Here is a 22,269-nt window from a genome sequence, read left to right as displayed (position 1 = left end):
AGATGCTAGTGGCGGACATGGCCTTAATCACTTGCGATGGCGACCGTCCGCCAATCGGGATCGTTCCTCCGCCGTGCCGAAACTCGCCACCGCGCGGTCGCGCGTCAGGCCGAGGCCGTCCGGGGCGTGCATGCGCAGGCGGATCTGCGCCACGTCGGACGGGATCTTCGCCGGCGTCATCTTGCTCACCAGGATCACCGTGAGGAACGCCGCTGGCACGGTGATCAACGCGGGTTGGTCGATCACCCCGGGTGCCCAGTCACCGGTCAGGCCGCTGATCGTGCTGATGACCAGCGCGGTCAGCACCAGGCCGCCGCCGACGACGATGCCCGCCACCGCGCCGACCCACGTCAGTTTCCGCCACCACACGCCGAGCACCAGGATCGGGCTGAACGTCGACGCGGCCAGGGCGAACGACATGCCGACGGTCAGCGAGATGTCCGACTGGCGCAACGCGATGGCCAGCGCCAGCGGCACACCGCCCGCGACCGCGGTCGCGAACCGGAAGTCACGGACCCGCCCCCGCAGCACGTCGGTCGACAGCACCCCCGACACGCTCACGACCAGCCCCGACGACGTCGACAGGAACGCCGCGAAGGCACCTGCAGTGGTGATCGCCCCGAGGATCTCGCCCAAGAGACCGGGCGCGATCTTGGTCGGTAACAGCAGCACCGCCGTGTCCGTCCTGCCGGTCACCAGCAGCTCCGGCGTGTACAGCCGGGACAGCGCGCCGAGCATGATCGGGAACAGGTAGAACAGCGACAGCAGCACCAGGACGTGCAGCGTCGTGCGCCGGGCCGCTCTTCCGTCCGGGTTGGTGTAGAAGCGGACCAGCACGTGCGGCAGGCCCATGGTGCCCAGGAACAGCGCCAGTATCAGCGAGTACGTGGCGAACAGGTCGTCCCTCGTGGAGACGGGGGCGAACCAGTTGGCGTTGTCCACGGGCGCGCCTGCGACCACCGGCACCGACGAGCCCTGCGAGAAGCTCAACGTCGTGCCGGCGTCGACCTCGTGCGTCTCCCCGGCGGTCCAGTACACCGAACCGTCCACCGGGTCGTCGTCGATCGTGCCGCGGGCCGCGAACTTCACCGTCTCGTCGACCTGCAGCAGGACCGGGGTCTGCACGGTCATCGTGGCGGCGGAGGTGAAGGTGGGCGGCAACTCCTCGGCAAGGCCGGTCATCTCGCTGCTCTGCAGACCGCCCTTGCCGATGAACACCACGCACAGGACGAACGTCGGCGCGGCGATCGCGAACAGCTTGAACCAGTACTGGAACGCCTGCACCACCGTGATCGCCCGCATGCCGCCGCCGAACACGTTGACGATCACGACGATCGCCACCCCCGCCGCACCCCACCAGGTGGGCGCACCGGGCACGACGTTCGACAGCGCCAGCCCGGCCGCCTGCAGCTGCGGGACCACGTACAGGATCCCGATGAACACCACGAAGACGGCGGCGAGCCCGCGCAACGCACGCGAGCCGAGGCGGGCCTCGCAGAAGTCCGGGACCGTGTACGCGCCGGAACGGCGCAGCGGCGCGGCGACGAACAGCATCAGCGCCAGGTAGCCGGCTGTGAAGCCGACCGGGTACCACAGGGCGTCGGCGCCGTCCTTCAGCACCAGGCCGGCGACACCGAGGAACGACGCCGCCGACAGGTACTCACCGGACACCGCGGCTGCGTTGCGACGTGAACGGACCGTGCGACGGGCGACCAGGAAGTCCTGTGTGGTGCTGGCCAACCGGGAGGCACGCCAACCGACAAGGAAGGTCGTCACGGTGATCGCAAGGACCCCCGAAAGGGCCCAGATATGTGCGCTCACCAGGTCCTACTTCGTGTCGCTACTACTTCTCCACCATCGCCACGAACGCCCGTTCGTGTCGCTCGGCCCTGTGGTTGTACCAGTAGCCGGCGACGAACAAAAGCGGGAACGGCAGAAGACCGAGGGCCAGCCACGGGAGCCCGACACCAGCGACGGTCACCTCGGACAGCTGCGGGACGAGGAAGAACAACGCCGGCAACGCCAGGAAGATCAGCACGACCGTGCCCCAGGCCAGCGTGGCGTCCTTCAGCTGCTCACGGATGAGCTGGCGGACCAGCTCCTCGCCGTAGCTCGTCTGCTCCTCCAGCTCGACCACCGTACGCAGCCGGGTGACAGGTGCGCGTGAGTCGGCCAGCACGACCCGCTTGCGGCGGGTCTTGGACGGCGGATCGGAGTACGCCCGCCGCCCCCCCTGTTCCTCCCGCCCCGGACCGGCCGTGTGCTTACTCATAACCCGCCGCGCCGCACGATCCGGTCCTTCAGCTCACGTGTGTGCCGGCGGCTGACCGGCAGCTTGCGCTCCTCGTCGCCGATCACCACGTGGTAGCCGTTGCCGCCGAGTTGCAGCTCGGTGATCAGGTTGATCGGCACCAGGTACGAGCGGTGGATCCGGACGAAGCCCGCCTTCTCCCAGCGTTCCTCGAGCTGCGCGAGCGGGATCCGCACCAGGTGGGAGCCCTCGGTGGTGAACAGGCGGGCGTAGTCGCCCTGCGCCTCCACCCAGCGCACCGACGAACGCGGGATGAGCTTGGTGTTGCCGGCGAGCTCCACCGGGATGACCTCGTCGTCGGCCGGCTCGGACGCAACCTGCGCTGCCTCGCCGATCAGCCCGTCGCCACGCAGCTTGGAGATCACCCGCTGGACGGCCCGGTCCATGCGGTTCTGGTCGCACGGCTTCGGGATGAAGTCCACCGCGCCCAGGTCGAACGCCTCGACCGCGTCGCTGCCCTCGCCGTGGCCGGTGATGAAGACCAGCACCGGGGACGGCTTGAAGCCGGCCAGCACCTTCGCCATCTCCATGCCCGTCAGACCGGGCATCTTGAGGTCGGAGAAGACGGCGTCGACGATCGGCTTGCCGGCGTTGCGGCGCGCGACCAGGTCCTCGTCGTCACTGCCGAGATGGCGCAGTGCCTCGGTGGCGTCGAAGGCCTTGATGACCTTCCGCACGTAGCGGTTGGCCTCCAGCCGTTCGACCATGAGATCCATGCCGTCTTTCTCGTCGTCCACTGCGAGGATGACGAGACCAGGTGTGTTCGCTGAAGTACTCACGGTGAACAGCATCTTGCCGATTGACGGGATGGGTTGTCCATGGCGTTACTCCTCGCGAGTGACGAAGCTCAAAGTCCGAAGCGGGACCAGAGGGCGCGGTGCTCGATAGCGGTGAGTAGCGACTGCGTCGCGCCGCCGAAGCCGAGCCTCGCCAGCAGCGGTCGCTTGGGCTCGGCCACGCTGAGCTCCGCGTCCGGATAACGTTCGGAGAGCACGGTCCGAAGGTTGCCAAGGCCGTCGACGAGACCGAGCTCCTTGGCCTTCGCACCCGTCCACACCTCGCCGGTGAACAGGTCCTCGCCGTCGGTCAGCCGGTCGCCGCGACGGGCCTTCACCCAGGACACGAACTGCTCGTGCAGCTGTGCCTGCAGGCCCTTCAACCATTCGACGTCCTCGTCCTTCTCCTGCTGGAACGGGTCGAGGCGAACCTTGTGCGCCCCCGCGGTGTAAACACGACGCTCGACGCCGACCCGTTCAAGAAGACCATTCAATCCGAAACCCGCGCTGACCACACCTATGGAACCGACCAGCGAGGAGGAGTGGGCGTAGATCTCGTCGGCCGCGCACGCCAGCCAGTAGCCGCCGGACGCCACGACGTCCTCACAGAACGCGATGACGCGCACCTTCTTGCGGTCGGCCAGCTCCCGGATCCGCTCCCCGACCAGCGCGGACTGCGTCGGCGCGCCCCCCGGCGAGTTGATGGCGAGCGCGACCGCCTTCAGCCGCTCGTGGTCGAACGCCTTCGTCAGGGCCTGCTCGACCGTGTTGATGTTGATCGTGCCCCGGGCAGCCAGCGGCGATGGCGTCGGGGTGATCACGCCGTGCAACTTGACCACCGCGACGACGGGCTTCGCCGTGGCCCGGCTCATGGGCAGGCGGGCGGTCAGCTTCTCGGTGACACTCATGTGCCAACCCTACGTATCCGTCGCGGGTCCGTCTGCTCATGTTCTGTATGGGGACCGAAGTACGCTGGCGGGCGTGGCTCGGTGTAGGGGATGAGTCACGAATCTCGGAAATCGACGTGGCGGAGTTCGCGACCTGCGCGGCGGCATGCGCGTGGGTGGAGCGGCGGCTGTACGCGGAGTGGACCCGGCCGGGGTTGACGGTGTTCGGCTCCGTCGACCAGGGGTCGTACCGGTCACCCGCTCCGGGGGCGCCCCCGTGCTGGACGTTGGATCCGTACTCGGTGGGCATGGACGCGGACCTCGTGGAAGGCCGCGTGTACTGGCGAAGGTCAAAGCAGCCAGCGCGGCCGATGTGCTGAGGGTGCCATTCGGGACATGCGGGCAGGTCAGCTGGCTGGTTGGCTTGCTTTTGGCTCGGTTTCCTCGCCGAACTGGGGGAGGTCGGGGCGGACGCCGGGGAAGAACTTCGGGACGCGGAGGATGACCTTCATGCCCGCGCCCGGGGCGGTTTCGGCCATCAGGGCGTACTCGTCGCCGAAGACCTGGCGCATGCGTTGGTTGATGTTGCCGATGCCGACGTGGGAGCCGGTTTTGTGGGCGTCTCGCAGGTCGGCGAACAGGCGGTCGGCGTCCATGCCCACGCCGTCGTCCTCGACGCTGATCAGGGCCTCGTTGCCGTTGTCCTGCGCGACGACCGTGACCGTGCCGCCGCCGGGCTTCGGGGAGATGCCGTGCTGGACGGCGTTCTCCACCAGTGGCTGCAGCACCAGGAACGGGACCACGACCGACAGGACCTCCGGGGCGATCTTGATGCGCACGTTGAGCCGCTCGGCGTAGCGCTGGCTCTGGATGGTCAGGTAGCGGTCGATGTTGCGCAGCTCCTCGGCCAGCGTCGTGAACTGGCCCGACGTGCGGAACGAGTACCTCGTGAAGTCCGCGAACTCCTGCAGCAGGTCTCGTGCCCGTTCCGGGTCGGTCCGGATCAGGGAGCTGATCGAGTTCAGCGCGTTGTACAGGAAGTGCGGGGAGATCTGGGCCCGCAGCATCCGCACCTCCGCCTTCGCCAGCTGCTGTTTCGACTCGTCGAGCTTCGCGAGCTCCAGCTGGCTGCAGACGAACTGGGCCACCTCGTCCGCGGCGCGGATGAGCCGTTTCGAGTTGACGCCACCCACCACGATCAGGGTGCCCTCCACCTGACCGTCCGAGATCAGCGGGACGATCACGGCCGTGCGCATCGGGCAGCGGCCGCGGCGGGCGCAGCTCAGGTTCGTGTGGTGGATGTGCGCGCGCTGGCCGTCGCGGATCGCGACGTCGATGGCGCCGGTCAGGTCCGGGTAGTGCTCGTTGGCCCCCCCGGCCCACGACAAGTGGTGGCCCTCCCCGTCGGTGATGCCGATCGCCACGCACTTCAGCATCTCCAGAAGGTGCTTCACGGTCAGGTCGGCGGCTTCCTCGGTCAGGCCGCTGCGCATGGCGGGCGCGGCCTTGGACAGCCGCTGCACCGCGTCGAGCACGGCCTCGTCCACCGAACGGTCCGACTTCTTGGACTTGAAGACGTACGTGAGCAGGAGGATGACTGCGAGTATCGCGAGCCCGATAACGATGACGTTCTCGGTCAACAGGTCAGTCACTCGTCAATGCTCCGGCTAGCAGAGGCCATCTGGCAAGGAGGGGTCACTTCAGCAGCCTCGACAGCCGCCGATCGGCCAACGGCTTGCCCCCCGTTTGGCAGGTGGCGCAGTACTGGAACGCCTTGTCGGCGAACGACACCTCCCGCACGGTGTCGCCACAGACCGGGCACGGCATGCCCGTCCGGCCGTGCACCCGCAGTCCCGATCGCTTCTCCCCCTTGAGCCGGGCCGCGTGCTGGCCGACCGAACGATCGACCGCGCTGGTCAGGATCTCCCGCATCGACTCGTACAGCCGGTCGAGCTGCTCCTCGGACAGCTTGCCGGCGGTCGCGAACGGGGACAGCTTCGCCATGTGCAGGATCTCGTCCGAGTAGGCGTTGCCGACGCCGGCGAGGATCTTCTGCGTGGTCAGCGTGTTCTTCAACCGTTCGGTCCGGCCGGCGAGCAGCTCCGCCAGCTCGTCCCTGGTGATGGCCAGCGCGTCCGGCCCCAGTGCCGCGATGCCCGGCACCTCCGTCGGGTCCTGCACGATCCACACCGCCAGGCCTTTCTTCGTACCGGCCTCGGTCAGGTCGAAGCCGGGCCCCTGACCGGGTGGGCCGAGGTGCACGCGGAACGCGAGCGGGCCCTTGCCCGGCTTCGGCGGCGCCGCGGACAGCGTGTCCGCCCAGCGCAGCCAGCCTGCCCTGGCCAGGTGGATGATCAGGTGCAGACCTTCGACGTCCAGGTCGAGGAACTTGCCGTGCCGGCCCGCGCCGGTCACCTTCTTGCCGTGCAGCTCGGTCCATGGCGGGGAGACGGTCTTCAGCACGGACAGCGAGGCCACGTCGACCCGCGCCACCGTGTTGCCGACTCCGTGCTCGCGGATGTGCTGGGCAAGCGCCTCAACCTCGGGTAGTTCTGGCACGGCCCCAGTCTTGTCCGATTTCCTCGGTTACGCCACGGGCTCGACGACGGGCTGCAGCGGTCCCTCGATGCTGGGGTGCCCGTCCACGTGGATGTCTCGCGCGACCTGCCTGAGCTGCTGGCGCACGGTGAACACGCCCCGCACCGAGCCGACCCACCGCTCCACCGGCTCGCCCTCGCCGTTGTCGCCGGTCTCGGCGACAACGCGCCACGGCCGGCGCAGCGCCCAGCGGGTCGGGAAGAACAGGATCGTGAGCACGATCAGTAAGCCCAGCCAGAGCATCCGGCCACTCCACGGCGCGACGACGTCTTCGGGGATCGCCACCACCAGCACCACGGCCAGCACGATGATCAGCCCGAACAGTACGAACGCCGACGTGCTGCTCGCGCTCACGTCGTGCTCGAAGTCGTCGACGTCGTCCGGCTGACGCCACTCCATCTGGCTACGCAGAGTCCACCTGTGCCCGTCGGGGTCAAGCACAACGCGCTCCATCATCTCAATTGCCTCCGAGCTGTTGAGCACTGTTCAAAAGTCCGGCCGACCTCCGTTGGCAACGTCCCTCACCTGGACGAGGTACGGCTCGTCGGCCTGTTTCGAACAGTGCTCACCGGCAACATCAACTGAAATGATGGCGTATCAGGGGTGGCGTTGTCAGGCGCCGGTCAGGTGGTTGGTGTGGGGTCAGGCTCACTCAACGCCTTCGGATCGGACTCCTTGGGCTGTTTGTAGGACGTGGTGCTCGTGTTCGTGCGGGTCTGGTCCAGCGAGTTGACCTCGGTGACGGTGGTCGTCTCCTGCACGTACGTGTAGTCCTCGTACTCCTGCGAGTAGCTCTGTACGGTCGTCGCGCTGTAGACCACGGGGGCGCTCTCGTCGAACTCGTCCGAGTCGCTCGACAACGGTGTGGCGTCCAGGCGCGCGCCGTCGGTGGTCTCGGTGACGGTCGTGGTCGTCGGCGTCGTGGTGGTCGACATCGGTGGCGGCGCCGCCGACTCCCTGGCCTGCTGTTCGGACCGGTCGATGTAGCCGTCGCGGGAGCTGACCGGCGCGTCGATGGAGTTCAGCGGGCTGACCGGACGTCCGTCGACGTGCATCTCGATGGCCCGCTTGCCGGAGAGGTCGACCGGCTCCGACTTGCCGCCGCCCCACGGCGTGAGCACGAAGCCGAGCACGCCGATCGCCGCCGCGGACGAGGCCGCCACACCGACCTGGAACTTCGTGCTGGCGAACAGTCCCTTGACCGTCGCCCCCAGCTGCCAGCCCGCGGCCGCGACGACCGGTGCCGCGGCGAGCCCGCCGTGGGACCGCAGCCCGCTGAAGACGTCCCGCAGCTCGGCGTACACGGTCGTGCAGGACGAGCAGTTCTGGAGGTGGGACCGGATGCGGCGGTGCTCGATGCCCGACGTGGTGCCGGCGGTGTAGGCGCCGAGCTTTTCCAGCACGGACCGGCAACCGGTGTCGCTGCGGTCGGCGGCGAGATGGGCCTGCAGGTACGCGGCACGTAAGCCCTGTCTGGCACGGCGCGCGAGCGCGGCCGTCGCGTTGGGGCTGAGACCGAAGTTCGTGGCCACGGCCGCCGGGCGCTCGCCCTCGACCTCCATCTTCCAGAGCACCTTGCGCCAGCGTTCCGGGAGGCTGGTGAACGCACGGCGGATGAGGTTGCGTTCGGTGAACTGCCCGGTGTTGTCCGGGTCCGACGGTGCGCGGTTGGTCAGCTCCTCGTCGGAGACGGGCACGTCCCTGCGGCGCATGCTCCACTCCCACGCCACTCGCCGCACCACGATCAGCAGGTAGCCGCGTACGTTGTCCACGGGCCCCGCGCCGCGCCGGATTGCTTGCAGCACACGGAAGAACGCCTCGGCGGTGAGGTCGTCCGCCTCCGCGCGGTCGGCGGCCAGGCCCAGCGCGAGCCGGAACACGGCGCCCGAATGCCGGGAGAACAGCTCACCGAAGGCAGCGTCCTCCCCGGCACGAAGCCGTTCGAGCAACGTCCGGTCCCCGTCCTCGGGGGCTTCCACAGCCTCGCTGGTCACGCCACCTCCTCCCGACCGCCACGGGATGTGGCAAACATGCCACACAGGGTTTGACGCACAGGGGCAAACGTTAAGAACGTTAAGGCGATACCGACGAACGACGTGAGCCGATCGGCGTAATCAGATGATCTGTCCAGCCCCAGGAATTACTGATGGCGACCATCCGCTAGACTGTGCCTCACCTCATGCGGACGTAGCGCAGTTGGTAGCGCATCACCTTGCCAAGGTGAGGGTCGCGGGTTCGAGTCCCGTCGTCCGCTCGTTCGTGGGAGTTCCCTACTCGCGGAAAGCGCTCGTGGGGCTCACTCGCCGCGTCTTGTGGGGGCGCAGCCCCCACGCCCCGCCCGGAGGGCTCCGCCCCCGGACCCCCACTTTCGCGTCAGCGCGGGTTTTCCGTTCGCTGATAGCCCATGGCTCGTAGGTAGCGCACCAGCAGCGGCTGCGCCGGGACCGTGCGGCCCATCTCGAAGCGGGCCAGCTCCGCGTGTGAGGTGCCGGCCAGTTGTGCCAGCCTCGTGCGGGTCCAGCCTCGTTCCTCCCGCAGCAGCCGCACCATCCGGCCGGAGTCCTCGGCATCCCAGCGCGCCAACTCCGCTTCGGTCACGTCAACGGCCCGGAACCATGGCATGTCGGACATCCCACCACTCGTTGATCATCGGTGCCAGTGGGCGGGACGGCCGGATGGTGTAGTTGCGTGCTAGTTGCCGGTCAGCGGCGGCGCGAAGTATGGCCGGTCAGGCGCGTTCGACGTTCAGGCCGATCGGGCAGCTCACACCCGTGCCCGCCAGACCGCAGTAGCCGTTCGGGTTCTTGGCGTCGGACAGGTACTGCTGGTGGTAGTCCTCCGCGTAGTAGAACTCGCCGAGCGGGGCGACCTCGGTGGTGATCTGGCCGTGGCCGCCTCGGGTCAGCGCCGCCTGGTAGGCCGTCCGGCTCTCCTCGATCGTCTTCTTCTGCTCGTCCGAGGTGTAGTACAGCGTGGAGCGGTACTGGGTGCCGACGTCGTTGCCCTGGCGGTTGCCCTGGGTCGGGTCGTGCTCCTCCCAGAACAGCTTCAGCAGCGCGTCGTAGGTGACCACCGACGGGTCGAAGGCGACCAGGACGACCTCCGCGTGGCCGGTCAGGCCAGAGCAGACCTCCTCATACGTCGGGTTGGCCGTGTAGCCGCCCGCGTAGCCGACGGCCGTGGTCCACACGCCCTCGGTCTGCCAGAAGAGCCGCTCCGCGCCCCAGAAACAGCCCATGCCGAAGACCGCGACCTCGACCTGCGAGGGGAACGGCGCGGCGATGGGACGATCGGTGAACACGGCGTGCGCCGACGGGACCGGCATCCTCGTCTCGCGGCCCGGGAGGGCGTTCGCCTGCTCAACAGGGCGGGTCTTGTCACGTCCGAACACTGTGCTCAACTGCCTCTCTTCGTTCGGCATGCAGGGCGTTCGCGTGGTCACCCTGGCGACGCGGTCCGGCCAGCTCACGCCCGGCCTCCACTCTACGTATCGCGGCCGTGGTACCAACAAAGCATGAGTTGGCAGGATCGGCTGCGGGACCTCGGTGAGCGGCTGGTGTCCGGCGAGATCACCACCGCCCAGTACCGCACCGAGAGCGAGGCGCTGCTCGCCGAGGCGGACCAGGAGGCGGCCGCCGAGACGCAACCGTCACCACCTGAGAAGAGCGCCAGGGAGAAGGTGCCTATTCCCGTGTCCGCGGCGTGGGAGGCACCCTCCGGTGAGATGACCCAGATCGTCGGGACCAGCGACAAGACGACCATGGTCAACCCCGGAATCGCCGACCGGCTCGACCAACCTGACGCCTCCGCGACATGAAACCAGCTAACGTGCTGGTGTGACCGCTGGACCGACTCACGAGCTGCCGCCGGTCCATGAGGCATGGCTGCCGCGGGAGCACGCACTCCACCGGCCGCGCCACGGCAAGCGGCAGCTCACCGCTCTGATCAGCGCACTCGTCTTCTTCGCCACACCCGCCCTGCTGTGGGTGTTCGGGGCGCGGGCCACCGAGATCGAGAACCACAAGCTCGCCGAGTTCCCGGGTTTCGACCTCACCGGCTACGACGCGTGGGCCACCGACAACCTCGCGTTCCGCGCGGCGGCGGTGAACATCACCGACTGGGTCAGCCGCACGTTCTTCGGCGAACCCGCACCGTTCGACCAGGGCGGTGGCGGCGGCACGCCCAGCGGCCCACTGCCCGGCAGCCCGTCGGAGCCGGAGGAGAAGCAGGACGACCCGACCCAGACCGACCCCACCGAGGGGGAGACCAACGGTTCGGGCCAGGCCGGGTTCCGTCAGGTCGTCGAGGGCAGCGACGGCTGGTTGTACTACGGCCCGGACGCCCTGTCGAAGTGCCAGCCGCTCAAGCCGTTGAACGAGACGGTCGCCCAGCTCGCCAAGCTGCGGGACGTCGTCGAGTCGTCCGGTCGCACGTTCGTACTGGTCGTGGTGCCGGACAAGTCCACGATGGTGCCGGAGCACCTGCCAGCCACCTACCCGGGCAAGGACTGCGCGGCCCCGGTCACGCCCGAGCTGTGGCAGCAGGTCGTGACCATCGGAGGCGCCATCGACATGCGGCCCAGGCTCGCCGCGGTCGCCGACCGGAGCGACCAGCCCGTCTACTACCCGCAGGACACCCACTGGACCACCGAGGGCGCGCTCGAGATGATCAAGACGGTCGCCACCGAGGTCAAGCCGGGGATCACCAAGACCTGGAAGATCCAGCAGAAGGACAAGACGAGCGGGACCGCGGACCTGCCGCCGCTGATCGGCAAGGACGGCACCAACCGGATCACCAACTACCGGTTGAAGCCCGACGGGCGTTACGACCGGGTCCGCAAGAACACCGCCGACCTGCTCGCACCGAGGCACTACGAGTCGAAACGGCTCACCGGCATGGTCAACGAGCCGACGGCGGTGCTCGGTGACTCGTTCCTCGTCGGCGCGTCCGGCTACCTGCCCGCCGCGTTCTCCGACGTGACCATTCAGTACTACCGGTCCGCGGAGGCACAACCGGCTCAAGTGATCAAGACGTTCACCGACTCCGAGGTCGTCATCTTCGAAGTGGTGGAACGTAACGTCGCAGCCGGCGCCGTTGCCGTCCTTGACCAGGGGTTTCTCGACCAGTTGGGCACGGAGCTGGCCAAGAACCCAGTCCGCTAGAAAGCCCCGCCGCACGTGTGCGTGTCGGACTTTGACATGGTATTCCGCGTAACAATCGCGCGGAGGAATGTGACGTGACGAGCACGGTGACGACGGACTCGGCGGAGGATTCGCCGCCCGACCAGCACGCCGACGACGCGCGGGGGGCACAGGAACCCGGACGCTGGGCCGAGCGGCTGCGCAGGTTCACCACGACCAGCTGGCTGGCCCGCCTGATCGAACTGCTCGCGCTCGTCCCGGCCGCCGCGATGAGCATCGAGGTCGCACGCGCGTCGAAGCTGCACTACGTCGACTACTGGTACGCGCTGGTCCGGTTCGTGAACCTGGACGGGTCACTCGACTTCGGCGGCCTGTTCATGTCCTCCAACGAGCACCTGATCGCCATCCCGTCGCTGATGTACTACGGCGACGCCACGCTCGCCGGCGGCGACCAGCGGGTCCTCGGGTACGTGGACATCCTGATCGCGCTCGCGACCGTGTTGCTGATCCGGTTCGCGATCCCGAAGAGCCTGCCGATCGTGGTGCGTGCCTCGATCGTGCTCGCGTCGTCCGCGTTGATCTTCAGCCTGCACGGGCTGCACAACTTCACCCACGCCATGAGCGGCGCGGCCTGGCTCACCGCGAACCTGATCTCCGTCGGCGCGCTGCTCTTCGCGGTCAAGGGCAAGTGGTGGCCGGCCTGGGGCATGGCGCTGCTCGGCAGCATCACGTACGGCACCGCGTTCGCCGCGTGGCCGTCGCTCGCACTGATCGCGATCATGCGCAAGGAGCCGATGTGGCGGCGGGTCCTGCCGCTCGTCACCGGCGCGGTGATCGTGGTCGGCTGGATGTCGGTCAACCACAACGCGGCGGGTTCGGGCACCGAGAGCGACATCGGCACCGCGATCTTCGGGCTGTTCGCGGTGCTCGGTCACATCTGGGCGGCCAACAACACGGGCTTCGCGGTACTCGCGGGCGCGGTCATCCTCGGCGGGTACGGCGCGCTGGCCACAGTCAAGGCGGCACGAACGCCCGAGCTGCGGTTCTGGTGGGGCCTGGCCTGCCACGCGTTCTTCGGCGGCGCGATGATCGCCGTCTCCCGCATCGACTTCGGCCTCGACTACAGCCAGCACAGCCGCTACACCTCCATCTCGGTGCTGGTCTCGCTGCCGCTGCTGGTCATCGCCGGCACGGTCGTGCACTCGTTCGTCGCACGGCACTGGCGCAAGCTCGCGGTCGGGTTCGCGGTCGCCGGCGTCACGGGGTTCGCGCTCGGCGTGCCCACCGCGAACACGGTGCGGACCGAGGACATCGACCACGACATCCAGTCCGTCGCCCTGCGGGCCGGCTACCTCAACGCCTTCGGGTGGGCCCTGCCGCCGACCGGGCACCAGCTCGTGCCACGGCTCGAGGCACTGGGTCATTACCCGTTCAACGACAGCTTCACGCTCGGGTGCGGCGGCCCTGAGCTGGGTGATCACATCGACCTCGGCGGTGTGAAGCGGATGGTGCCGCCGGAGGGTGGCCGCACCCCCGCCTCGCCGGCCGGCACGGTCGACAAGGTGGAGGCGAAGCCAGGCTCACAGCTCGTGTGGGGATGGGCGACAGGCGTGAAGGACCCGGTGCGCTGTACCGTTCTCGTCGACTCGACCGGCAAGGTCGTGGGTGGCGGCGTGAGCGACCGGGTGCGTTCGGACATCGCCCAGCAGTACCTGGGCATCAACGCGGACACCGGGTTCGGCATGGTGGGACCCGACGACCCCGACCTCCGCGTCGTGGTGATTCTGGAGAGCGGCGCGAAGCGCTGGATGCCGGCGGAAGTCGACGACGAGGACCAGAAGTGAGCATTGAAACAACCCCCCAGGTCAGTGTCCTGATCCCGGTCAAGGACGAGGAGGCGACGCTCGCGACGCTGGTCGGCGAGATCGACGCCGCGTTCGCGACGCTGCCGGAGACCGAGTACGAGGTCATCTTCGTCGACGACGGCAGCACCGACACGAGCTGGCAGGTCATGACCCAGCTCGCCGCCGACAACCCGCGTGTGCGGGCACTGAAGCTGCGCCGCAACTTCGGCAAGGCGGCGGCGCTGGCCGCGGCCGTCGACGAGGCACGCGGCGAGCGGATCGTCACCATGGACGCCGACCTGCAGGACGACCCGGCCGAGGTGCCGCGCCTGCTCGCCGAGCTCGACGACGGCGCCGACCTGGTGTCCGGCCACAAGGCGGACCGCAAGGATCCGCTGGGCAAGCGGATCCCCTCGAAGTTCTTCAACCTCATGACCAACGTCATGACCGGTCTCAAGATCAACGACCACAACTGCGGGCTGAAGGCGGCGAAGACCGAGGTCTACCGCCGGGTGCCGCTGTACGGCGAGCTGCACCGGTACATCCCGGCGCTGGCGCACCAGACCGGCTACCAGGTCCGTGAGCTGGCCGTGAACCACCGGGCCCGCGAGCACGGCAAGTCGAAGTACGGCCTGGAGCGGTACGTCCGGGGCGCCATCGACCTGCTGACGGTCATGACGATCACCAAGTACGGCCGACGTCCCGCGCACCTGTTCGGCGGGATCGGCCTCCTGTCCGCGCTGATCGGCTTCGTGGTCCTGGCCTACCTGACCGTGGTGAAGCTGTTCGGCGGCGAGGCCATCGGCGACCGGCCGCTGCTGATGCTGGGCATCCTGCTCGTGATCCTGGGCGTGCAGCTGATCTCGATCGGGTTGATCGCGGAGATCGTGCTGCACCGAACGGCGAACCGACGCGAGGCCACCGATCTGATCAGGGAACGGACCCCTGTCGAGCCGACCGCGCAGGACGCGGCCGTGACGGTCAAGAAGAAGGTTGGGGCATGAGCGGCCTGCGTGGCGCGTACGTGACCGGTGTCCGGACCGTGCGGAAGGCGGTCGACAAGACCGGGCTGCTGGACAAGCTGGAGCGCAGCGAGTCGCCGAAGGCGCGGCACATGCGCACCCTGTTCTCGATCTTCGACGCCGACGAGATGGTCCGGATGGACCTTGCGTGGTGGAGCTACCCGGCAATGCGCCGGGTCGACGAGTTCCTGTCTTCGCGGCCAGACGCACGGATCTTCGAGTACGGCGCAGGCGCGAGCACGGTGTGGCTCGCCAAGCGCGCCGGCCAGATCAACAGCGTCGAGCACGACACCCAGTGGGCCCAGACCGTGAAGCAGATGCTGGCCGACACCGCCGGCAACGCGAAGCTGCACGTCGTGCCGCCCACGGCGGCCACCGAGCACACCACGGTGCGCTCGGGTCGGGTCGGGCACACGGACCTCGACTTCGCCAACTACGTCTCGACCATCGATGAGGTCGGCGGCCCGTTCGACCTGATCGTGGTCGACGGGCGGGCTCGGGTGGACGCCTTCCGCCGCGCGCTCGACCACCTCAAGGACGACGGCGTGGTCGTGTTCGACAACATCAAGCGCAAGCGGTACTGGGACGTGCTGTCGGCCATGCCGGGCCTGCGCATCGAGCTGCTCAAGGGTGGCACGCCGACGCTGCCGTACCCGACGACCACCGGTCTGATCTGGCGTGACTGAGCGGAGCTTGCGGAGCGAGCATCGTGACTAGCGAGCCGACCGCCCCGAAACCGAGCCGGCGGGCGGATCTGCTGGCCATCGTTTTCGTGGTGGTCGCCGTTGGGGTGGCCGTCTGGGCCCTGCGTGACGACTTCCCGTCGATGGTGGACGCGCTGGGCAAGATCTCATGGTGGCGGCCGCTGTTGGCCTTCGCCGGGATCGTGTTGGGGTTGCTGGCGACCGCCGAGGTGTGGAAGCACTGCCTTGCCGCTCTCGGCTCGCCGGTGACGTCACGTGCCGCCCGGGAGATCTTCTTCCCCGCTCAGGTCGGCAAGTACCTGCCGGGTTCGGTGTGGCCGTTCCTGGCGCAGATGAAGTTCGCCCGTGAACGCGGGGTGCCCGGCGGGTCGGCACTGCTGGCCGGTTCGGTGTTCCTGGTCATCCACATGGTCACCTCCGTGCTCGTCGGCGCTCTGTTGCTGGTCAGTCAGCCGGACCTGGTCAGCCGGTTCGGCTGGGCGGGTGTGTGCGTCCCGCTCGCCCTGGTCCTGCTGCACCCACGCGTGATCAACTGGCTGGCCACCAAACTCGCGAAGCGGTCCGGCACCACACCTCCCGAGCTGCGGTGGTCCGGCCTGGTCCGCCCACTGCTGTGGATGCTGCCGGCGTGGGTCGGCTACGGCGCGGCCGCCTATCTGCTGGCGGACCCGTTCACCGACTCCGTGCTGCGGCTGGCCGTGGTGTGCACGGGTGCGTTCGCGCTCGGCTGGCTCGTCGGTCTGCTGGTCTTCCTTGCCCCGGCCGGAGTCGGGGCGCGGGAAGCGGTGTTGATCCTGGCGTTGACCCCGCTGCTCGGCGCCCCGGCCGCGGCCACGGTGAGCCTGCTCCTTCGGGTCGGCCACACGCTCGCGGATCTGGTGCTGGCACTGCGCTACGGCCTGGCCCGTGCCCGCCGGGCCGCCCCAGCCGAGTCGAACGGCACGATCTCGAACTCCCCCAACACTGCCTAGAACCGGCCGGAGGTTAGCCTTTGCGAGGTCCTTGGGGGTCCGCGTACCGGGAGTAGTAACGGCATGGCAGTCGAGCGGCTGAAGTCGACGTGGGAGGAGCTCGGACGGGTCGACCCGCTCTGGGCCGTCCTCACCGACCCGGAACGGCGGCACGGCGGTTGGGACGTCGAGGAGTTCCTCGCCACCGCCGTCGAGCCCGTCGAGCAGGTGAAGGCACTTCTCGACCAGGCCGGGCTGTCGCTCGGCGACAAGGTCCTCGACTTCGGTTGCGGCGCGGGCCGTCTGTCCAACGCACTGGCCGCGCACGTCAAGGAAGTCGTCGGCGTCGACATCGCGCAGTCGATGATCGACGAGGCCACGCGTATCAACCAGTTCCCGGACCGGGTCGCCTTCGTCGCCTACGACGGGCATCGGCTGCCGTTCGACGACGAGTCGTTCGACGCCGTGGTCAGCCTCATCTCCATCCAGCACTCCCCACCCGCCGTGCAGCTCGCGTGTCTTGTCGAACTGCAGCGTGTGGTCCGCCCCGGCGGTGTCCTGGTGTGCCAGATCCCCAGTCGGCCGAGCAAGCCGGAGCAGCTGCCCACCGAGGCCATGCGCGCCCACATCGAGCTTCTCGACGTGCCCAGCCCTGTCGGCGCCGGCCAGCGCGCGCCCGTGCGGACCCGGCTCACCAACGTCAGCGACCAGACCTGGCCGGCCGGGCAGCTGATCCGGCTCGGCAACCACTGGCACCGCGACGGTGAGGCGGTGCGCTGGAACGACGGCCGCGCCGACCTGCCACACGACCTCCCGCCCGGCGCGTCGGTCGAGATGGAGCTGCCGGTCGTCGCACCCGACGAGCCCGGCGACCACGACCTCGAACTGGACGTCGTGCAGGAGGCGGTCACCTGGTGGGCCGAGGTCGGGAGCAACCCCGTGCGTGCCCGCGTGACCGTGGTGCGGGACGCGGTGGCGGACGTGCCCGCGCTGAGCCCACAGCCCGAGGTGGTCATCGAGCCGAGACCGGCACCCCGCGGCCGCGACGACGGCGGCATGGAGATGTTCGGCATGGACCCCAGCCTGGTCCGCCTTCTGTTCGCCCACTGCGGCTCGGTCGTGGTCAACCAGGTGCTGGACGACATGGCCGGGACCGAGTGGGAGAGCTTCACCTACGTCGTGCGGCGGGGTGAGACCGTCTAGGTGACCGGGCGCACCACCGCGGTGGTCGCATCGGTGCACGTTCTTCTGGCCGCGGTGGTCGGGTTGTGCGTCGTCGCGCTTCCCGAGCCGGCCGACCAGCACGTCACCGTCTCCGATCCCGACCCGAGGCTGCCGGCCGACGAGTCCCTCGTGCTCGTGCGGCCATCCGGCCTGCTCATCATGAACTCGACGTTCACGAAGCACGGCGACTCCCCCGCCGTGCTCGGCAAACCGGAGGCGGAGGCGCTGACGGGCGCTGGCGTGGTCCAGGTCAAGGCGTTCGTGGCCCGTGACGAGGGCACCACCCGCGGCGTGTGGCAGATGGCGGTCCGCGACGGCGTCGACCCGCGTGCCGCGCTGCGCGCGATCGACCGGCTGTACGCGGACGGAGGTTGGACACGCGAGCCGGCCGCCACCCGTGGTGTGGTGGTCCGCGCGCAGGCACCCACCGACGGCCAGCCGTACGCCAGCTACCGCGCGCACTACGTCCGAGGGCCCTTCCTCGTCCGGATCGAGGCGTACGGGACCGACCAGGCCGAGGTGGACCGCGCGTTCGACGCGCTGGCCAGGCAACAGCTCGCCGCGTGGCCGCCGCGATGACCCGACTCGTGCCGGTCACCCTGCTGCGGGCGACCGCCGCCGTGCTCGCGGTGTACGGCTACGTCGTCGCGCTCTGGCTGACCACGCACGACCTGAACCCGCAACCGGTCGCGACCATCCGCGAATGGGTCAACCGGCCACTCGGTGTCGGTGAGGACTTCGGCCCGTTCGCGGTCATGCTCCTGTTGGTGTGCACCGGCTACACGGCCGCCGCCACGGGATTCACCGTCCGGCGCCTCGTGCTGGTCTGCCTGCCGGCACTGGTGGCGGCGATCCTCGCGGCAGCCGTCGCGATAACGGGACTCGAAGCCTGGACCGTCCCCGGCGGTATCGCGCTCGTGCCACTGGCCTGGGTCACCGGCCTCCAGGCGATCAGCTGGCTGGTCGCGCTCGACGAGCGGACGTGGCCGACCACGCTCCTGCTGTTCACCGCCGTCGCCGCGCTGTGCCTGCTCGCCGACGTCGAGCCGATGCTCGGCCGGCCGCTGCTGTTCCTGCCGCTCGTCCTCATCGGCCACGTGACCTGGCGAGTTCTCGACCGCACGTTGCCGGCGGGGGCGGGTGTGCTGCTCGGCGTCTGCTGTGTCGCGGCGATTCTCGGTGTGGAGCGGGCGTTCCCGGAGCTGGCGCGGTGGTGGTACCCGGTCGCCGCGAGCATCGCGGTGCCGTTGTTCCTCGCCGCCGTGCGCACGGCCGGTCCGACGGCAACCCGGCTCGCCGCGCACCCGGTCACCCGCTTCCTCGCCGGCTCCGCCGAGTGGGCGCTGCTGGTTGGCGGGGTCGTCACCTTCGCCGTGCTCGGACTGGTGACGTCATGAGATATCTCCACGGGTTGAACGTCCTGCGCATCCTGGCGTCCGTCGTGGTCTTCTACGACCACAGCCGCGGCTGGTTCGCGTTCGGCGGGCAACGGTGGTACGTCGACGAGACGCTCACGGACACCGTGTTGGGGCCGCTGCACCTCGACGCACTCGTGGGTGCGTTCGGGATCGCCACGTTCTTCGTGGTCAGCGGGCTCGTGATCACCTACTCGGCGCACCGGGAGAGTCCCGGCCGCTTCCTCGCACGGCGTGCCGTGCGGATCCTGCCGGTCCTGTGGGTGGTGCTGCTGGCGGTGTGGTTCCTGACACGGGCCGGCATCCCGGTCGGCGTGTTCGAACGCGTCGACACCGGCGACCTGTTCGCGAACCTGACCCTTGCGAACTTCTTCCTGTCCGGTCATCCCGGTCTCGACCTCGTGACGTGGACGCTCGTCGTCCAGATCGCCTACTACCTGTTCGTCGCGGCGACGATCCCGTTGCTGCGCCGGTGGCCGTGGCTGCCGCCGGCGCTGGCGGTCGCGCTGGTGGCGGTGCTGCTGTCGGTGGCGGCCGACGAGTCCACGACCGCCACGCACATGGTGCGCGTGGTCATCACGTTCCTGCCCATCCTGTTCATCGGTCAGCTGATCGGGTTGGTTCAGCTCGGTGTACTGCACCCGTTCGCCGGCGTGGCGTACGGCGTGTGCCAGTGGCTGCTACTCGTGCGGGCGGATCTCACGAGCGATCTGACGCCAGCCATTCCGGGATACGGCCAAATGGTGGTATGCATAGCGCTGCTCGTGATCGTCTGTGCTCGGCTGACCGGTCGCCTGGTGGCGGGGCGTTGGACCAGGGGCGTCGCCAACAGAACTTATGCCGTCTTTCTCGTGCATGTGCCGGTTCTTTACGTGACACCTCACCTACTCTCGACAACCACGGGTACGACGATGGCCTTCTTCGTCGCGATAGCTGGTACCGCGGTCGTCGCCGACCTGCTGTACCGCCTTGTCGAGGCGCCGGCGGCCCGGTGGTACCGCAGATGGGAAAATCGCGGACAGGACTCCGCAGAAAGGGCGCCGGATGACCTGGCAGGAAGAGCTGAGGCAACTCGATAGCGCACTTGCCGGTGGGGAGCTCTCGGCCAACGATTACCGCAAGCGACGGGACGAGATCCTCGCCGCGGCATCGTCCGCGCAGCCGCCCTCGCCGGTCATCGGTCCGCCGACCGGTCCGCGACCCGCGGTGCCGCCGGAGGACAAGCCGGACAGTCCCGACGCCGCCGAGGTGACGCAGGTCGTGAACGTCGACGGCGCCGAGTCCGCCGCCGAGGTGACGCAGATCATCAGCAACCCGATCAAGGGCAACAACGGGGCCAAGGCGGCGCCGGCAACGCCGGACGAGCCAACGTCACCGGCGCTCCAGCCGCCGCAGTGGGCTTCCCTTCCGCCCACTCACAACTCGCAGACCACCGTCGCCTCCTTCCCGCCCGTGCCGCCCCCGCCGCCGCAGGTCACCGGCCCCGCCGTCACTCCGCTGGACGCGCAGGACCTGTTCACCAGCAACAAAGCGCCGACGGGCGGCAAGAAGCCGCTGCTGGTCGGGCTCGTGGCGCTCGTCGTGCTGGCACTGGCCGGCGCCGCGGTGTGGTTCTTCGCCTTCAACGGCGACGAGCCGGCGGACACGGCCGGCGGCACGGGCGAGTCGACCGAGCAGACCACAGAGGAGCTACCGGAGCCGGTCGACATCACCAAGATCGAGCTGCCCGGCGAGGCGGCCGCGAACAGCGGCGAGATGGACATCACGCGGGCGAGCGAGCTGGCTGTCATCGCCCCTGCCGAGGCGACGCTCCTCGCCGACGCCGGCGCGAAGGCGCTGACCTACATCGGTCATGCCGACGGGAACTACCGCTTCCTCCTGTACGCGTACAAGAGCGACAGTCCGGCGGCGGCCAAGGAGCTCACCGGCAAGATCCTCGGCGTCCAGAAGCAGCTCGGCTTCACCGACACCACGGTCGAAGGCGTGCCGGACACCGTCACGGTGACCACGGTGAGCAACAGTGAAGCGGCCGCCGTCCGCGGCGTCTACACCTACGGTGACACGACGATCCAGCTGAGCGTGCTGCAGATCCCGGTTGGCGACCCCGCCGAGATGCACGCGCAGTTCCAGACGGCCATGACGGCCATCACGGACGCCGCGCCACCCACCAAGTAAGCAGCGACCCGACACCGCCGCCTCACTCCGCACCCAATACCCTTTGCCAGGTTATGGCGGGGTAGGGGCGCTGTCGGTGCACCATTTGTGTTGGAGGGCGAGTCCATGTCCTGGCAAGACGAGCTGGCGCAGCTGGACAGCGCGCTGGCGTCCGGGCAGATCTCCGCGGACGAGTACCGCACCCGGCGGGACCGCGTGATCGCCCAGGCCTCCGGCCAGAGCACGCCGGAACAGCCTGCGCAACCCCAGCAGGGCGGCGAGCCGACGGCCGTGTTCCGGCCGGTCCCGCCGCAGGGACAGCCGGGGTTCGGGGACCGCACGCAGGCCGTCGGCGGCGACCGCACGCAGGTGGTCGGCCAGGGCCATGGCGACGCGGACAGCACGCAGATCGTGCCGAACATGCCGCAGTTCCCGCCGCCGCAGCCGCCGCCGGCATGGGAGACCCACCAGCCGCAGCAACCGCCCATGACCCCACCCCCGTGGGCGAACGAGGAGCTGCCGCCGGAGTTCGGTCAGCAGAGCTGGCCGCGGCAGGGCCCGGAGGTCTTCGAGGAGAAGTCCAAAGGGGGCGGCGGCCGGACCGTCGGCATCATCGTCGCGGTCGTGCTGGTGCTCGCCCTCGCGGGCGGCGCGGTCTGGTTCTTCGGGTTCAGGAACTCCGACAACAACCAGGCCAACAACAACCCGGGCACCAACCAGACCCAGACCAAGGACCAGCCGACCACCACCACGCCGCCACCGCCGGACCTCCCCGATGGGCCGTTCATCGAGCTGCCCGGCGAAGAGGTGCTGAACCGCACCGAGCCGATGCAGGAGGCGGTCGCCAACAAGGAGCCGACCGACGCGGAGGCGCAGCTGCTGTCGTCCGCCGGCGTCTCCGAGGTCAGCGGCCTCGTCACCGAGGAAGACGGGCTCAGGCGCGGCATCTGGGCGTTCAAGATCGGCCCCGGCGGTGACCCGGCCGCGGTGCTGCAGGCCATCGACGAGTACTACCAGCAGGCGCAGTACGAGCTGATCAGCGACCAGAACGGGGTGCTCGCCCGCAAGAAGTCGCCGACGCCGCCGAACGAGACCGCGACCGCCTTCCGCGCCCACTACATCACCGATGGCTACGTGGTCCGAGTCGAGGCATACAGCGATGACTCGGCCAACGCGGAGGCGGAGTTCCAGGAACTGCTCGAGAAGCAGACGGAAGAGTTCCCACCCAGCTCATGATCACTAG

General features: G+C 68.9%; 23 protein-coding genes and 1 tRNA gene. 14 read left to right on the top strand and 10 right to left on the bottom strand.

Annotated features, from left to right (window positions below):
- Positions 1 to 27: 27 nt before the first annotated feature.
- The 4 genes from VF106_RS43385 to VF106_RS43370 are packed head-to-tail and all read right to left on the bottom strand — an operon-like array spanning position 28 to position 3,995.
- Positions 28 to 1,821 (bottom strand): sodium/solute symporter, encoded by a 1,794-nt coding sequence (locus VF106_RS43385; protein WP_330845874.1) that lies wholly within the window; start codon positions 1,819 to 1,821, stop codon positions 28 to 30.
- A 22-nt stretch (positions 1,822 to 1,843) separates the two neighbouring features.
- On the bottom strand, positions 1,844 to 2,272 hold the full coding sequence (locus tag VF106_RS43380) for a hypothetical protein (protein ID WP_330845873.1): 429 nt from the start codon (positions 2,270 to 2,272) through the stop codon (positions 1,844 to 1,846).
- The gene (locus tag VF106_RS43375) at positions 2,269 to 3,102 is read right to left on the bottom strand and encodes a LytR/AlgR family response regulator transcription factor (RefSeq protein WP_330845872.1); all 834 of its coding nucleotides are present in this window, start codon (positions 3,100 to 3,102) and stop codon (positions 2,269 to 2,271) included. Before VF106_RS43375 ends, VF106_RS43380 begins: the two co-directional genes overlap by 4 nt.
- A gap of 56 nt (positions 3,103 to 3,158) precedes the next feature.
- Positions 3,159 to 3,995, bottom strand: a complete 837-nt coding sequence (locus VF106_RS43370) for a S49 family peptidase (protein ID WP_330845871.1) — start codon at positions 3,993 to 3,995, stop codon at positions 3,159 to 3,161.
- 116 nt (positions 3,996 to 4,111) lie between these two features.
- Between VF106_RS43370 and VF106_RS43365 the strand changes: the two genes are divergently transcribed.
- Entirely contained in the window at positions 4,112 to 4,354 is a 243-nt protein-coding gene (locus VF106_RS43365; protein WP_330845870.1) for a hypothetical protein, read from the top strand.
- A gap of 27 nt (positions 4,355 to 4,381) precedes the next feature.
- Here the strand turns inward: VF106_RS43365 and VF106_RS43360 are convergent, their stop codons facing one another.
- The 4 genes from VF106_RS43360 to VF106_RS43345 form a co-directional block, all read right to left on the bottom strand.
- Positions 4,382 to 5,626, bottom strand: coding sequence for a histidine kinase (locus VF106_RS43360; protein ID WP_330845869.1), 1,245 nt, complete (start codon positions 5,624 to 5,626; stop codon positions 4,382 to 4,384).
- Between the two features lie 43 nt (positions 5,627 to 5,669).
- Positions 5,670 to 6,533, bottom strand: a complete 864-nt coding sequence (locus tag VF106_RS43355; protein WP_330845868.1) for an Fpg/Nei family DNA glycosylase — start codon at positions 6,531 to 6,533, stop codon at positions 5,670 to 5,672.
- A gap of 27 nt (positions 6,534 to 6,560) precedes the next feature.
- Complete coding sequence (locus VF106_RS43350) at positions 6,561 to 7,013, bottom strand: DUF983 domain-containing protein (RefSeq protein ID WP_330845867.1); 453 nt, start codon at positions 7,011 to 7,013, stop codon at positions 6,561 to 6,563.
- A 182-nt stretch (positions 7,014 to 7,195) separates the two neighbouring features.
- Entirely contained in the window at positions 7,196 to 8,566 is a 1,371-nt protein-coding gene (locus tag VF106_RS43345; protein WP_330845866.1) for a sigma-70 family RNA polymerase sigma factor, read from the bottom strand.
- Positions 8,567 to 8,753: 187 nt separating this feature from the next.
- Here VF106_RS43345 and VF106_RS43340 point away from each other — a divergent pair.
- Positions 8,754 to 8,826 (top strand) — tRNA-Gly (locus VF106_RS43340).
- Between the two features lie 119 nt (positions 8,827 to 8,945).
- On the opposite strand, the gene VF106_RS43335 is transcribed toward VF106_RS43340, so the two are convergent.
- A complete protein-coding gene (locus VF106_RS43335) occupies positions 8,946 to 9,203 on the bottom strand; it encodes a helix-turn-helix domain-containing protein (RefSeq protein WP_330845865.1) in 258 nt (85 codons plus the stop codon).
- Positions 9,204 to 9,300: 97 nt separating this feature from the next.
- On the bottom strand, positions 9,301 to 9,972 hold the full coding sequence (msrA, locus tag VF106_RS43330; RefSeq protein ID WP_330845864.1) for a peptide-methionine (S)-S-oxide reductase MsrA: 672 nt from the start codon (positions 9,970 to 9,972) through the stop codon (positions 9,301 to 9,303).
- 114 nt (positions 9,973 to 10,086) lie between these two features.
- Between msrA and VF106_RS43325 the strand changes: the two genes are divergently transcribed.
- The 12 genes from VF106_RS43325 (at position 10,087) to VF106_RS43270 (ending at position 22,262) form a co-directional block, all read left to right on the top strand.
- Complete coding sequence (locus tag VF106_RS43325) at positions 10,087 to 10,389, top strand: hypothetical protein (protein ID WP_330845863.1); 303 nt, start codon at positions 10,087 to 10,089, stop codon at positions 10,387 to 10,389.
- A 19-nt stretch (positions 10,390 to 10,408) separates the two neighbouring features.
- Entirely contained in the window at positions 10,409 to 11,734 is a 1,326-nt protein-coding gene (locus VF106_RS43320) for an alginate O-acetyltransferase AlgX-related protein (RefSeq protein ID WP_330845862.1), read from the top strand.
- Between the two features lie 74 nt (positions 11,735 to 11,808).
- Positions 11,809 to 13,557 carry a hypothetical protein gene (locus VF106_RS43315; RefSeq protein ID WP_330845861.1) on the top strand — a complete coding sequence of 583 codons (1,749 nt, stop codon included), beginning with the start codon at positions 11,809 to 11,811 and terminating at the stop codon, positions 13,555 to 13,557.
- Positions 13,554 to 14,561, top strand: coding sequence for a glycosyltransferase family 2 protein (locus tag VF106_RS43310; RefSeq protein WP_330845860.1), 1,008 nt, complete (start codon positions 13,554 to 13,556; stop codon positions 14,559 to 14,561). The genes VF106_RS43315 and VF106_RS43310 overlap by 4 nt, the downstream gene beginning before the upstream one ends.
- Positions 14,558 to 15,265, top strand: coding sequence for a class I SAM-dependent methyltransferase (locus VF106_RS43305; protein ID WP_330845859.1), 708 nt, complete (start codon positions 14,558 to 14,560; stop codon positions 15,263 to 15,265). The genes VF106_RS43310 and VF106_RS43305 overlap by 4 nt, the downstream gene beginning before the upstream one ends.
- Positions 15,266 to 15,288: 23 nt before the next feature.
- Positions 15,289 to 16,254 carry a lysylphosphatidylglycerol synthase domain-containing protein gene (locus VF106_RS43300; protein ID WP_330845858.1) on the top strand — a complete coding sequence of 322 codons (966 nt, stop codon included), beginning with the start codon at positions 15,289 to 15,291 and terminating at the stop codon, positions 16,252 to 16,254.
- A gap of 63 nt (positions 16,255 to 16,317) precedes the next feature.
- The gene (locus VF106_RS43295; RefSeq protein WP_330845857.1) at positions 16,318 to 17,436 is read left to right on the top strand and encodes a methyltransferase domain-containing protein; all 1,119 of its coding nucleotides are present in this window, start codon (positions 16,318 to 16,320) and stop codon (positions 17,434 to 17,436) included.
- Entirely contained in the window at positions 17,437 to 18,036 is a 600-nt protein-coding gene (locus VF106_RS43290; protein WP_330845856.1) for a hypothetical protein, read from the top strand.
- Positions 18,033 to 18,854 (top strand): hypothetical protein, encoded by an 822-nt coding sequence (locus VF106_RS43285; RefSeq protein ID WP_330845855.1) that lies wholly within the window; start codon positions 18,033 to 18,035, stop codon positions 18,852 to 18,854. Before VF106_RS43290 ends, VF106_RS43285 begins: the two co-directional genes overlap by 4 nt.
- A complete protein-coding gene (locus tag VF106_RS43280) occupies positions 18,851 to 19,951 on the top strand; it encodes an acyltransferase family protein (protein ID WP_330845854.1) in 1,101 nt (366 codons plus the stop codon). Before VF106_RS43285 ends, VF106_RS43280 begins: the two co-directional genes overlap by 4 nt.
- The gene (locus VF106_RS43275; RefSeq protein WP_330845853.1) at positions 19,917 to 21,047 is read left to right on the top strand and encodes a hypothetical protein; all 1,131 of its coding nucleotides are present in this window, start codon (positions 19,917 to 19,919) and stop codon (positions 21,045 to 21,047) included. Before VF106_RS43280 ends, VF106_RS43275 begins: the two co-directional genes overlap by 35 nt.
- A 105-nt stretch (positions 21,048 to 21,152) precedes the next feature.
- Positions 21,153 to 22,262, top strand: coding sequence for a hypothetical protein (locus VF106_RS43270; RefSeq protein ID WP_330845852.1), 1,110 nt, complete (start codon positions 21,153 to 21,155; stop codon positions 22,260 to 22,262).
- The last annotated feature ends 7 nt before the right edge of the window (positions 22,263 to 22,269 follow it).

It is taken from the genome of Actinophytocola sp., from assembly GCF_036378875.1.
Taxonomy (GTDB): domain Bacteria; phylum Actinomycetota; class Actinomycetes; order Mycobacteriales; family Pseudonocardiaceae; genus Actinophytocola.
The sequence above is the reverse complement of the archived record's forward strand: the minus strand, read 5'-3'. Positions and strand labels throughout refer to the sequence as shown.

Bases quoted from the DNA above. Each gene is read 5' to 3' on its own strand.
- VF106_RS43380 (WP_330845873.1), bottom strand. From the start codon at position 2,272: ATGAGTAAGCACACGGCCGGTCCGGGGCGGGAGGAACAGGGGGGGCGG.
- VF106_RS43375 (WP_330845872.1), bottom strand. From the start codon at position 3,102: ATGCTGTTCACCGTGAGTACTTCAGCGAACACACCTGGTCTCGTCATC.
- VF106_RS43370 (WP_330845871.1), bottom strand. From the start codon at position 3,995: ATGAGTGTCACCGAGAAGCTGACCGCCCGCCTGCCCATGAGCCGGGCC.
- VF106_RS43335 (WP_330845865.1), bottom strand. From the start codon at position 9,203: ATGTCCGACATGCCATGGTTCCGGGCCGTTGACGTGACCGAAGCGGAG.
- VF106_RS43325 (WP_330845863.1), top strand. From the start codon at position 10,087: ATGAGTTGGCAGGATCGGCTGCGGGACCTCGGTGAGCGGCTGGTGTCC.
- VF106_RS43305 (WP_330845859.1), top strand. From the start codon at position 14,558: ATGAGCGGCCTGCGTGGCGCGTACGTGACCGGTGTCCGGACCGTGCGG.
- VF106_RS43295 (WP_330845857.1), top strand. From the start codon at position 16,318: ATGGCAGTCGAGCGGCTGAAGTCGACGTGGGAGGAGCTCGGACGGGTC.
- VF106_RS43285 (WP_330845855.1), top strand. From the start codon at position 18,033: ATGACCCGACTCGTGCCGGTCACCCTGCTGCGGGCGACCGCCGCCGTG.
- VF106_RS43280 (WP_330845854.1), top strand. From the start codon at position 18,851: ATGAGATATCTCCACGGGTTGAACGTCCTGCGCATCCTGGCGTCCGTC.
- VF106_RS43275 (WP_330845853.1), top strand. From the start codon at position 19,917: ATGACCTGGCAGGAAGAGCTGAGGCAACTCGATAGCGCACTTGCCGGT.
- VF106_RS43270 (WP_330845852.1), top strand. From the start codon at position 21,153: ATGTCCTGGCAAGACGAGCTGGCGCAGCTGGACAGCGCGCTGGCGTCC.